Annotated in this window: 11 protein-coding genes; 3 read left to right on the plus strand and 8 right to left on the minus strand. The window is 63.9% G+C overall.

Annotated elements, in window-relative coordinates:
* Window positions 1-74: 74 nt before the first annotated feature.
* The gene (locus AB4Z47_RS22865; protein WP_441953365.1) at window positions 75-896 is read left to right on the plus strand and encodes a YceI family protein; all 822 of its coding nucleotides are present in this window, start codon (window positions 75-77) and stop codon (window positions 894-896) included.
* Window positions 897-914: 18 nt separating this feature from the next.
* Here AB4Z47_RS22865 and AB4Z47_RS22870 read toward each other — a convergent pair whose 3' ends face one another.
* The 4 genes from AB4Z47_RS22870 to AB4Z47_RS22885 all read right to left on the minus strand — a co-directional run bounded on the left by AB4Z47_RS22870 (window position 915) and on the right by AB4Z47_RS22885 (window position 5,714).
* A complete protein-coding gene (locus AB4Z47_RS22870) occupies window positions 915-2,357 on the minus strand; it encodes an FAD-binding oxidoreductase (protein WP_441953366.1) in 1,443 nt (480 codons plus the stop codon).
* Window positions 2,354-2,800, minus strand: coding sequence for a hypothetical protein (locus AB4Z47_RS22875; RefSeq protein ID WP_441953367.1), 447 nt, complete (start codon window positions 2,798-2,800; stop codon window positions 2,354-2,356). Before AB4Z47_RS22875 ends, AB4Z47_RS22870 begins: the two co-directional genes overlap by 4 nt.
* Window positions 2,801-3,279: 479 nt before the next feature.
* On the minus strand, window positions 3,280-4,470 hold the full coding sequence (locus tag AB4Z47_RS22880; protein ID WP_441953368.1) for a Fic family protein: 1,191 nt from the start codon (window positions 4,468-4,470) through the stop codon (window positions 3,280-3,282).
* Window positions 4,471-4,685: 215 nt separating this feature from the next.
* A complete protein-coding gene (locus AB4Z47_RS22885; RefSeq protein WP_441953369.1) occupies window positions 4,686-5,714 on the minus strand; it encodes an SDR family oxidoreductase in 1,029 nt (342 codons plus the stop codon).
* Between AB4Z47_RS22885 and AB4Z47_RS22890 the strand changes: the two genes are divergently transcribed.
* Window positions 5,713-6,576, plus strand: coding sequence for a helix-turn-helix domain-containing protein (locus AB4Z47_RS22890; protein ID WP_441953370.1), 864 nt, complete (start codon window positions 5,713-5,715; stop codon window positions 6,574-6,576). The genes AB4Z47_RS22885 and AB4Z47_RS22890 overlap by 2 nt on opposite strands.
* Window positions 6,577-6,702: 126 nt before the next feature.
* Here AB4Z47_RS22890 and AB4Z47_RS22895 read toward each other — a convergent pair whose 3' ends face one another.
* From AB4Z47_RS22895 to AB4Z47_RS22905, 3 genes are all read right to left on the minus strand, one after another.
* Entirely contained in the window at window positions 6,703-7,530 is an 828-nt protein-coding gene (locus AB4Z47_RS22895; protein WP_441953371.1) for a MerR family transcriptional regulator, read from the minus strand.
* A 43-nt stretch (window positions 7,531-7,573) separates the two neighbouring features.
* Window positions 7,574-8,080 (minus strand): VOC family protein, encoded by a 507-nt coding sequence (locus tag AB4Z47_RS22900; RefSeq protein WP_441953372.1) that lies wholly within the window; start codon window positions 8,078-8,080, stop codon window positions 7,574-7,576.
* A 93-nt stretch (window positions 8,081-8,173) separates the two neighbouring features.
* A complete protein-coding gene (locus AB4Z47_RS22905; protein ID WP_441953373.1) occupies window positions 8,174-9,055 on the minus strand; it encodes a bile acid:sodium symporter family protein in 882 nt (293 codons plus the stop codon).
* A gap of 365 nt (window positions 9,056-9,420) precedes the next feature.
* Here AB4Z47_RS22905 and AB4Z47_RS22910 point away from each other — a divergent pair, with 365 nt between their 5' ends.
* On the plus strand, window positions 9,421-10,275 hold the full coding sequence (locus AB4Z47_RS22910) for an endonuclease/exonuclease/phosphatase family protein (protein ID WP_441953374.1): 855 nt from the start codon (window positions 9,421-9,423) through the stop codon (window positions 10,273-10,275).
* Between the two features lie 325 nt (window positions 10,276-10,600).
* Here the strand turns inward: AB4Z47_RS22910 and AB4Z47_RS22915 are convergent, their stop codons facing one another.
* Window positions 10,601-12,034 (minus strand): ATP-binding protein, encoded by a 1,434-nt coding sequence (locus tag AB4Z47_RS22915; protein WP_441953375.1) that lies wholly within the window; start codon window positions 12,032-12,034, stop codon window positions 10,601-10,603.
* Window positions 12,035-12,040: the final 6 nt, after the last annotated feature.

A 12,040-nucleotide genomic window follows, 5' to 3' on the forward strand; every position in this document is an offset into this window, starting at 1 on the left:
ACCAGCCAGGTCACCGTGTCCGGTGGGGAACTCACCCACGACGTGCGGCTCGGCTACGAGCCGCAGGACCGGTCATGACCGGGTTGACCGCCCGCGTCCGCACCGTCGAGGGATGGCCGGTGGCGAACGCGGTGTTGACCGTGACCGACCTGAGCGGACGCCAGATCGCTCGCGCGCTCACCGACACCAGCGGGGCGGTGGTCACCGAGGCGCTGCCCGCGGGCGTGCACACCGCGGTGTGCACCGCCCCCGGCTATCAGCCGGTGGCGCGGACCGCCCACATCTCCTCGGCGGGCACGGGCGTGCTCGGCGAGATCGTGCTGGCGTCGGTGGCGGGCGCGGTCGCGTTACCGCCGCCGGGGCCGTGGACGATCGATCCGGTGCACTCGACGGTGATCGCGACCGCCCGTCATCTGGGAATCGCCAGTATCAAGGCACGTTTCGCCGAGGTCAGCGGCCGGATCGATATCGCCGAACCGTTCGAACGGTCCACCGGCCACGCCGAGATCAAGGCCGCCAGTATCGATACCGGTGTCTCGATGCGCGACAATCACCTGCGTTCACCGGAGTTCCTCGATGTCGAGGGCTATCCGATGATCACCTTCACCAGCGCCGGGCTACGCCGTACCGGTGGCGACACCTGGGTGATGCCGGGTGAGCTCACCCTGCACGGGCAGCGTCGCACGATCGAGCTGGATGTGACATTCGGTGGTTTCGGAGCCGACCCCTGGGGCGGTGTCCGCGCCGCGTTCCACGCCGAAACACTCCTGCACCGCAACGATTTCGCGATCGACTACAACGCGGTCGTACGCGCCGGAGTAGCCGCCATCGGCACCACCGTCAAACTCGACCTCGACATCGAAGTGGTCCAAGGAGAACAACTCCCAGCAATGTAAACCGGTCGAAGCCGGAGATCATGTCTGTTCATCTCGTGGCAGGTACCGCCCAGGCGAGATCAGCCCGTACGGGTCCACCGCCTTCTTCAACAACAACGCCATCCGCTGATGCCCGCTGGAGTAGTGCATGGTGTCGATACTGGTGCGCATCGGGCGGAATCCCGCTTCGACCAACCTCTCCTGCGCCAGTGCCACCCACTGGTGGGCGGCACTGGCCTCGATGTTGTTCGCGCGGTCGAACGGCACCCGGAAGAACCCTTCCAGACAATGTGCGCTGACACTGTTGAACGTCAGATACGACCGGATTCCGGTGTTCGCATCGGTAGCGCGGGCAATGGCGACGGCGGTATTCACATGCCGACCGACGAAAGGAACGGCGGGCAATGCGCAGACGAAACCCGGGAATTCCGGATCGTCATCGAGGGCAAAATCTGATGACATATCGACGGAGCGGCCCGCCATTGCGTCGAGATACTCGTTGCCCGGCTCGCCGGACAGTTTCCGAAATCGCGTTCGCGCGGCGTCCGGAAGGTCGAGGTCGGCGGTGGTGTAGTAGTCGACCTCGTCGAAATGTGTGGACAGCTTCTTCCGAAGCAGCGCGATGATGTCGTCGTCACCCCATAACGCGACCCAGGTCAGCCAGGTATTCGGTGGCGCTGTCCGGTCGAGTCGAGCAAGCCGAGGGTCGTCTTCACCATTGATCTCGATGCGGTCGCGCAGCAGTTGATGTCGACGTAGTTCCGCCAGGATATCGACGTGCGCCGCCAGCTCGCCTTCGGTGGAACGCACCAGAGCCAGAGCGACATTCTGCCTGGGGTAGAGGGAGACGACCGCGGCTGTGACGATACCGAACCCCGACTGAACGAAAAGTCCGGTCACATCTGGGCCGCTACCGTAGGGGTAGTGGTGCCAGTCCGGCGCGTCGTTGTCGTCGTTTGTCCAATGGCCGGTTCGAACGTATTCGGCGTCCGCCAGAACTGCTTCGATGCCGCGGAGATCGACTGTGCGCTGCCCGAATATGCCGACGCCACGTTCGAGCACGTTGCCCACGACGCTGGTCTGCTCGCCCGAGCCGGTGATATTCAGCATGCATGAGCGGTGCGTGAGTGCCTCGGCGAGCTGGCCTTGCGTCACGCCGGGTTCGACAACCGCGTAGTGCATTTCCTCGTTGATCTCGAGTATTCGATTCATCAGGCTCAGGTCTACGACCGCGCAACCATCGTGGACGGGAAGCTTGGAGCCCAACCCCCAGTTGCGTCCGGTGCTGATGGGGTGGAGCGGAATCCGGTACCTCGCGGCGACAGTGACGATCTGCCGCACTTCATTGCGGGAAACGGGCCGCAGCACGGCCACGAGCTGTCGACTGGCAAACTCTGTGAGGTTCGCGGTATAAGGCTGAGTATCTGTGGTTGCGCGTTCACCGAGCAGGTCTCGCCACTCGTCGAATGCACTGACCATCATCGGCGCCGATCCAACCCTGCTTCGTCGCCGCCGTGTTTGCCGTGCACACCCCTGCGGGCGCGTGGCAGGCCGACGGTTTGTGGAAGGAGCTCGATGCGCGGCGCCAAGACCGCATAGCGTGAGCCGCAGAACTTCGCCTCGAAATTCCGCATCCATCCGTGATGTGACAAATTTCCCCAGGCATCGAAACCTACGATCGAAATGCCACTGCGGTCGTAACTTCCGGAGAGCAGAAAGGTCCAGTAGGTCTGATCCGGAAAAGTGCCGTTCCGAGCCTTGAAGGCGGCACAGAAACACAGGTACCGCCGCAGATCGAGGCCGTGGAGGCCCTCGTCGTCATATTCACGCTTCGCGTATTTTCCGCTGCTTCCGATCAGTTCCGGTACCTTGGCTGCGGAAGTGACGAACCAATGCGATTCGTTCACCATGACGGTGCGGATCATATTAGCTTCGACATCGAAATTTATATTCGCTTGGATACCGAACAGCTCGCATAATTCCCGTGACGACAGTCCGGCCGGCACATAGACGAGTAGTTCGTCACTCGATTCGAGCTCGGCAATCTCGGTATCGGTGAACGGGCAAGGCGCGACCTCATCCGGTCGCTTATCGCCGAACATCTCGTCGACGAGCTCATTCAGGTATGCTTCTCGGTCCAAGTTTCGTGCGCCTTCCTCATCTGGCTACATTCGAGGCAACACGACATTCGCGCGACAATATTGGGAACACCGAACAGTTGCTTCGTCGCAAGGATGCTACTTCGGCTTCGAACGACCCGATTTCCCAGTGCGGAGAGGGGCGAATGCTGCGTTTGTCAGCGGAAGCTGCCGATCATTGGCGCCGCGGCCAGCCGACCTGGGAGGGCTGCGGCCGGAATCGGCGGACGGCAGTGAACAGGTTGAATGCGGCTCGGCGGTACCGTCTACACGTGTCCGGTGGTGCGCCTGCCGATTGCGGTACTGAGCGCGTCGAGCTCGGCCAGCACGTCGGTAGCGGCCCAGATGCGGTTGCGTTTGCTTTCCGACAGCACCTCGAGGATGCCTGCCTCGGTCAGTCTGCCCAGTGCGCGATAGACGCTGGCATCTGTTGTGCAGGTGATCTTTTGCACCGTGTCCGCGCTGAAGATCGGCATATCGAGCAGTGCCGCGAGCACCGCCTCTTCCGTGGAGTTGGCCCGAGGGCGAGCAATCGTGCGCCAATGCTCGGGCAGGTCTGCTAGCGCACGTGCGGAATCCTGTGCGGCCTCGCTGGAGTGGATTGTCGCTACGGCCACGTACTCGACGAATTCGTCGGCGCGACCCTCTCGATAGACGTTCAGCTGGGTGAAGTAGCGGTTGGTGTCGGCGAGCATGGCTGATGCGAGAGGGACCGTGACCCGTCGGGTCAGGCCGCGGCGTCGCAGAATCGCGCTGATCAGGGCGCGTCCGATGCGGCCGTTGCCGTCGGTGAACGGATGGATGGATTCGAACTGAGCGTGTGCGATCGCGGCCTGCGCGATGATCGGCAGATCGGTGCGTGCGATGAACGCAAGCAGGTCGGTCATCAGTTCCGGAACGAGTTCCGGTGGTGGTGGTGTGAAGAGTGCGTTCATCGGCGTGTAGTCGCTGCCGCCGATCCAGTTCTGCACCTCGCGCAGCGCCCCGGAGTCACGGGCGGTGTAGTAGTCGGGGGCCATCAGCAGGCGATGCGCCTCGAGCAGTGCTTCGAGCGTGATCGGACCGTGTGCGGCCGTGCCGACGAGGGCGGCCAACGTCCGCCCCGCCGCCAGCTGGGATTGGGCTTCGTCGCTGGACTTTCCGCCGGCGAACGCTTTGCCGAACGCTCGCCAACCGGCATCTATGTGCTCGATCTTCGACGACGCTACCGACTCGCTACGCAGCAGGAAGTCGGCGAATGGCGCGAGGTGCTCGCCGCAGCCCGCCTCGAGCCGCGCGACCGCGATCACCGCATCTTCGTGTGCGCGTGCGACCGCGCCTGCAGGCGTGTAGTCGAGGGCAGCGATGCGCGGTGGAATCGAAAGCTCGATGTGCTCGAGGGTGCGGTCGGCTCGGCTGCCCTGTCGGTGCCGGGGGTTCCATAGGCGCGTTTCGACGCGATGCGATGGCCAGCTCACTAGACCTCCTTCGGCGCGAGAAATGCAGTTATAGTGGATTGTATTATATTTTATTGACCATAACCTCAAGTAAGTCGGGAGTTGTCGTACTTTCGCGTTTGAGGTGTCGCCCTGCGGCTCGCAGTGGTCGAACTCGGCCGTGGCGATGACATCGGGCGGCGGGCCGGCCGTAGGTCGGCGCTGAGAAGTCGAGCGCGGGTGTGGCTTCGGACGTTTCAGGAGGTTGTGTCGGCGTATGCCAGGTTCTCGCCCAGCTTGCGGGAGGCCTGTGCCTGTGCCAGCAGTTCCTTCGCTTTGGCCTGGACGACTTCGATGGCGTCCGCGCCGGCGACGAAGCGCAGCGGCGGCTCGTCCTGGTCGGCGATGGCCAGCAGCGCGTGGGCGAGCTTGGCGGGGTCGCCGGTCTGCTGGCCGTTCATGCTCTTCCATGGCTCGATCGTCGAGGTGGTGCGTTCGGCGTAGTCGTCTATGGAGAGCTCGGGCCAGGTGGTCGAGGAGTCCACCAGCAGCTCGGTGCGGAAGAAGCCGGGCTCCACGATCGTGGTGCGGATGTTGTAGGGGGCGACGTCGTAGCGCAGCGACTCCATCCAGCCCTCCACGCCGAACTTGGAGGCGGCATACGCGGCGCAGAATTCCTGGCCGATCACGCCGGCGGAGGAGGAGATGGTGATGATGTGCCCGTGCCGCTGGCTGCGCAGGACGGGCAGGACGGCGCGGGTGACGTTCATCGGGCCGAAGAGGTTGGTTTCGATCTGCTGACGCATCTGCGCGGGCGAGATCTCCTCGAAGTAGCCGGCGAAGAAGTTCCCGGCGTTGTTGATCAGCACGTCGATCCGGCCGAAGCGATGGACTGCGGCCTGCGCGGCCAACTCCGCGTCTTCCAGGCTGGTGATGTCCAGCTTCTGCACCAGCAGGTTGTCCTGCGGTCCGCCCAGGGTGTTCTCGACATCCTCGGGGCGGCGGCCGGTGGCCACGACCTGGTGACCGGCTGCGAGGGCCGCGCGGGCAATGCTCGTGCCCAGACCGCGTCCGGCACCGGTGACGATAACGACCTTGCTCATGAGGAATTCCTTCCAGGCGCCGTCTTCGGCACCGAATGTCGGGTAATGATGCGCGTCTATGTCATCGACTTTCGCACCCTCACCACTACCGGCAAAGGGCAGAATTCCTTCCTGGGTAAAAATATCCAGGGGTAAAATTCTCCTCCCCAGCTTTGCTGGATTCGGTGCCACACTGGCAGGCATGACTCGCAACGCACACCGTGACGAGCTGGGCGAGTTCCTAAAGTCCCGTCGGGCCGAGCTGAGCCCGCGCACCGTTGGCCTACCCGACACCGGCGGCCCGCGGCGGGTCGAGGGTTTGCGCCGTGCGGAAGTCGCCCAGCTCGCTGCTATCAGCACCGACTACTACACCCGCCTGGAGCAGGGCCGCATCCAAGCCTCCGGGCCGGTCCTGTCCACCCTGGCGGAGGTACTGCATCTGGATGACGACCAGCGCGACTATCTGTTCGAACTCGCGGGAAAGACCCACACCCGGCCGCGGCGCGTGGTGCAGAAGGTGCAGCCGACCCTGCAGCGCCTGCTGGACGACCTGACCGCCACACCGGCGATTGTCCTGGGCCGCCGCACGGACATTCTCGCCTGGAATTCTCTGGCTGCCGCCCTGATTACCGATTACGCGGCTATTCCGGAGAAGGACAGAAACAATACCCGGATTCTTTTCACCGATCCGGCGATGCGGACGCTGTATGTGGATTGGGAAAACGTCGCCCACACCGCCGTCGCGCAATTGCGGATGCAAGCGGCCGAGTACCCCGATGATCCCCGTCTGGCCGCTCTCGTCGGGGAGCTGTCGGTGCAGGATCCGCACTTCCGCCAGTGGTGGGGCGCCCACCACGTCGCAGCCCACACGGTCGGCACCAAGACTTTCCGCCACCCCGTAGCCGGCGAACTGACCCTCAATTGGGAAACCCTCGCTTCCAGCATCGACCCCGACCAGCAACTCGTCGTCCTGACCGCCGAACCAGGCAGCCCTTCCCACGATGCGCTACGCATCCTCGCCTCCTCCTGGGCCACGAGCCACCAGCAGTCCGCACGGAACACCTGACTTCGCACGCGGCGTCGATATCTCGCCGCCGAAGCAGCCAGCGGCGCACGGAGGACCCTCATCGGATGTACAGAGACTCGGCGAAGTCCGAGCCTTTCACGCCCGACAACCGCGTGGGCAACGCTGTCAGACCCATGTCGCTGATTCGGGGGTGATGCCGTGGGCGCGCGCATTGGCGTCGATGATGTCGCGAAGCCAGGTGGTCAGGCCGGTCGCGATGTCGTCGTAGAAAGCGGCGAATCCTGGAACGGCAGCGTACCTGCGTCCCAGGCAGACGTGCATCGAGTGCGTGCAGTCGAAGTAGGCGGCGATCGATGCCCGGTGCCGCTCGGCCAGCGAGTTGGCCTGGTCGCTTCCTGGGGCCACCCCGGCGCGGTGTGCTGCGGCCAGTTCCGCGTTGAGTGCATCGACGCTTTCGGTGATCTGTTGCCAGTGCTCGGCGGTCCTGCCTGCGGAGCGTTCGGCGTACTGCGCCCACTGGGCGGTGTCACCCCAGCGATCGCGTGCTTCTTCGACCCATGATGGCTGCCAGTGCGGGCCGAAGATCGCTACCTGTTCCTCGGCCGACAGCAGAATGCCGGACTCCCTGGCTTCGATCATGCGGTCCAGCGCGTTGCTCATGTGCTGCAGATGAGCTACCCGCTCGCGAAGCTGGTCGCGCTGCCGGCGCAGAGATGCCATCGCATCGGTTGCCGGCGCGTCCAGCAATAATCCGATGTCGTTGAGAGGTACACCCAGCTCACGGTAGACGAGCACCCGGTGGATACGGGCAAGGTCCGCGGCAGCGTACAGCCGGTAGCCGGTGTCGGTACGTGCGGACGGACGGACGAGCCCGAGCGCATCCCAGTGATGAAGAGCGCGGATCGTGACACCTACTAGTGCTGCGACGGCACCGACAGTGAGACCAGCGCCTGCTGTGGCGTCGTCGAAGGTTCGATTCGTTACACCGTCCACTCCGACACCCATTCCGTGCGAGGTCCCCACAGCTACAGTCTGATCACTCTTCGGGCGCCTCGATTCCCATGGCCCGCAGATGCTCGGCCTCTACGCTGTTCGGATCGTACGGTCGCGCTGCCGTCATGATCACCCGGGTGTTCTCCGGGGTGACGATCTCCAGCTCCACCGAGTTCCACGGCATCCGCCGCGGCCCCGTCGTGCAGCCGGGTAGCAATTCCGCACACGCGGCCGCGATCTGGTCGATCTGGCTCAGCACGCATGAGAAGCTCACGCTCAGTGCCGACGCCCCGGCAGGGCGTCCGTCCGGCACAAGCAAGACGTCCTGGAACGCCCAGCGGCGCAGGTGGGTGATCCGGCCGGGGACTGAGAACAGATCGAAGAACCCGAGTCCGCGGCCCCAGAAGTCCGCCGACGCGGCCAGATCGGCCGTCGGCACCGTAACGAACATCGGCATTCCGTAGAGGCCGCGGAAAAGTTCCGGAGGCACGGCGTCAAGCGCGGGGACGGGAACGGGACTAATATCGAAAGCGGGGAAATTGTCGGTCATGACGACATCGTCGAGCCTTACGCAACGTCAGGGTCAAGCGGCGTTGCAGCAGGCACGGTTCGACAGCAGTTTCCGAGCAGCGCTCTCATGCAACTAGCTGGACTTCGCGACGAGAGGGGCATGCCGCCGGGTGATGAGCCAACCGACGACAACTGCCAGTGGGGCCATGAGCACGCCGTAAACCCCTGCGGGCACGGCAATTTCGGGGCTGTCGAGGACGCTGATCGCGATGGTGATTGCGATTGCGCTGTTGTGGACGCCGATTTCCATGGAGCAGGCAATTGCTCGGCGCTGGTCGATACCGAGCCATCGCGGAACGAAGTAGCCGGTGGTCAGGCTGATCAGGCAGAACAGAGAGGTAACGGCTCCGACGTCGAGAATGTATCCAGGCAGGTCGCCGACGTCGCCGAACATGGCTCCAGCCACGACCAGGAGAAGTGCGAGCACCGAGCCGATACGCACCGGGCGATCCATCCGGTCGGCGAAGTCGGCGGACAGCCGTCGCACCAGCATGCCGACCAAAACCGGGACCAGGACGATTGCGACCACCTGGATGACTTTGCCGAACTGCAGGCCCAACCCGCTCGCACCGTCTCCAGGCTCGAAGTAAACGATGGCGAAGTTCGCCACCAGGGGCACCGTAGCCACCGCGATGATCGAATTGATCGCTGTCAGAGAAACATTGAGTGCGACATCGCCGCCGAACAGGTGACTGAGCAGGTTCGCCGTCGTCCCACCCGGTGACGACGCGAGCAGCATCGTGCCGACGGCGAGGGTTGGCGGCAGGTCGAACAGAAGGGCCAAGCCGAACGCGACTACCGGCAGCACGAGCACCTGACAAGCCAGCGCGATCGCGACGGTCCTCGGATTCCGTGCGATGCGGGTGAAGTCACCGACGCTGAGCGAAAGCCCCAATCCGAACATGATCACGGCCAAAGCCAGAGGGAGCGCTGCCGATACGAGCGGAGAATTCATGGTCTTCCTCTTCTGCCTGAGCCCACATTGCCGAAGATCTCAGAGTTCAGCTGTTGGCCTCTGGTCGATCGGCGGCCATCACGAAGTGTGCGGCAGCGTGTCGTATGGCCGGTCCCCGCATGGAGCGGACGCGGGAACGTTATCGCGTTGGAGCGGGAGGCTGGGCACGCTCATTCCGTTGAGCGGGACGACCCAGCCGAGGTCTCTCGTGGCCCCACCTCACCTCGGCCGTTTGCGGGGCTCGTGTTTGTCTGTGGGGTGTGATGTCGAAGTTGATTCGGAATGGTGTCGGCCTGCTCGCATGGATTGCGACACTGACAGGAGCTGCCGGGGTCGCGTTGCACTTCAGTCAGTCGTGGTGGCGAATGTTGGTCTTGGCGGCTTCGGGTGCGCCGTACCTGATGGGTTCCGCGCTCGTCGGGGCGGTGGCCTTTGTAGCCATCCGGCATTGGAGCGGTGCGGGGGTGGCGATCGTTGTCGTTGCCACCGCGATGTGGACCCAAGCTCCGCTGTATGTCAGTCGATCGGGCGACGACGGACATGCAGTGGTAGTGATGCAGGCCAATCTTCTGTTCGACGGAGCTGACCCTCAGGCGCTGGTCGACCAGGTGCGCGCGCGGAACATCGCTTTGCTCACCGTCAATGAACTCACACCTGCCGCGGTCGAGGATCTCGGCCGGGCCGGGCTCGACGAGTTATTGCCGCACCGGTATCTCTCCCCGGGAAGGACCGCGACCGGGACGGGAATCTGGAGCAGCTACCCGCTGTCGGAAACAGTCGAGTACGACGGGTTCGTGCTGAACCAGCTCTCGGCGACGGCAAACATCCCGGGCGCCGGACCGGTCACGGTGTACGCCTTCCATCCGGTGCCACCGGTATTCGGCACACAGGTGTGGGCCGACGAATTGTCCCGTCTGCATGAAATTCTCGAGCGGTCGCCATCGACTCGGTCGGCGATCGTCGGGGGCGACTTCAACGCGACCTACGATCATGCGCAGTACCGCGCGATGTTGTCAGGGCGTTTCGGTGACGCTGTCGAACAGGCGGGTGCCGGGCACCTGGTCACCTATCCGACCGACAAGTGGTGGCCTGCCCTGGTCGGTATCGACCATATTCTCGTCGCCGGGGGGCGCGCGGTCTCGGTGGAGCCGGTGGGCTTACCAGGCGCGGACCACCGTGCCCTGGTGGCGCAGGTCCGCCTGGATCGCGGGCGGCAGTAACCATACACGCGGGGCGAGTGCTGCGACGTCGAAACGACATGAGACGCGATCTGAGGACGTTTCGTCGTGGTGGGCGGAATCTTTGCACATGGCCCATCGTCCTGCCTGGCTCAATTGTCCAGGGTGATAGGCGTCGTCGGCACCCTGGTAGCGTTCGCCGCTCGTGACTTCGGCAACGAGCCAATTCCTGGATGCTGTAACGGATTTCGAGCAGGAAAATTCCGTCCTTGCCCAGCGCGATGCCGAAAAGTGAAGCAGGTGGGACAATTCAGGCTGACCGAACGAGCGGCCTGACCTCAATATGGATGGGGGTTCCGATAGCTCATCACAGCCATGCTCGAACAAGATCTTCTGGACCCCAATGCATTGCGAGTGGAAGCCTCTTCGCCACACCAGATCGGGAGACAGCTACCAGGGGGGTCTTGTGATCGGCGCCGGGCACCGTGAGCAGGGATCGAGCCAGTGCGTCGTAGTCGTGGCGGTCGAAGGGTCGGTCTTCAAGCCACTTGATGGAGCCGACGAATTGTATTGCGCTGGCAATGGGTTCGCGGTCGGCGCCGATCAGGTCGATTTCGGGGTTGTTCTGTCGGTTCCACCAACCGCCCACCGCTTCGGTTTCGGGCCATCGATCGTTCGGCAGTAGGCGCAGCAGGGATTCGCGGACCAACGGTTCGATAGCACGTCCGCGCCAGGCGGTCCACGAGCGTTCGATGCGGGCAAGCGCGAGATCGCCGCGGCCGCGTTCGATGAGTGGAATGCCGCGTTGCAGGAAGGCCAGCCAGAACCGGAGATAGGAGTCGGCGATGCGGTAGCGCTTGTTCTTGGTGTCGGGTTTCGTGGACAGCGGTAGATCGCTGGCTACGATTCGCTTGTCCCGCAACATATTCAGCAGCGGATTGAGGGTTCCCGCGGGGAGTGCGTTCGCGCCACCGGCCTGTGCGGCGATGGCGCTGAAGGTCCGTTCTCCGCTGCCGATGGCTTCGAGGACTGCGCGCGCTCGCATACCCTCCGGAAATTCGCCGAGCAGCGATAGCTCGCCTGCGACCAGCAGCGAGGCGAGCGGGTTCTCCGCGGCGTCGCGAAGGAAGTCCGTCCGGCTCATTCCCGGACGCCACGACTGGACGATCTCCGGGAACCCGCCGGTGATCAGCAGCGCGTCGATGCTGGCGGCAGCGCTGAGGCCGGTCATAGCTTGCACATCAGCCAGATGCAGCGGTTCGACGGTCATTTTCGTAGCGCGCCCGAAGAAGGGGCGATCGCGCGACCCAAGGGCCTCCATGACCGAGATATCGCTGCCGACCAGCACCAGAAGGACCGGCTTGGCCGAGAGGTAGCGATCCCATACCGTCTGCAACGCGCCTTCGAACTCCGGATCCTTTTCGACTAGCCACGGCACCTCGTCGATGACAGCGATACAGGGCTTGTCGTCTGGGGCAGAGATCGCGAGAGATCGCAGGGCTTGGTTCCAGTCGCCTGCCTGAAACCCGCTGATAAGCTCTCCGCCCCCTAGGTTGGACTGAGCGATCGTGGCAGTGAACTCCTCCCGCTCAGCGATTGGATTGCGGCCGCGGGTTGCCTGGAAGACGACATAGGTGCGGTGCGACCGATCACAGAACTCCTGGACGAGCCGTGATTTCCCGACGCGTCGGCGACCGGTCACGATGACCGCACGCCCGCGGGTGCTGCCGGTGCCGTCGGTCACCGAGTTCAGCTGACGAGCGAGCAGGTTGAGGTCGGTAGTTCTTCCGGTGAACTCCATGCGGCA

This window comes from Nocardia sp. 2TAF39, from assembly GCF_052114905.1.
Taxonomy (GTDB): Bacteria; Actinomycetota; Actinomycetes; order Mycobacteriales; family Mycobacteriaceae; genus Nocardia.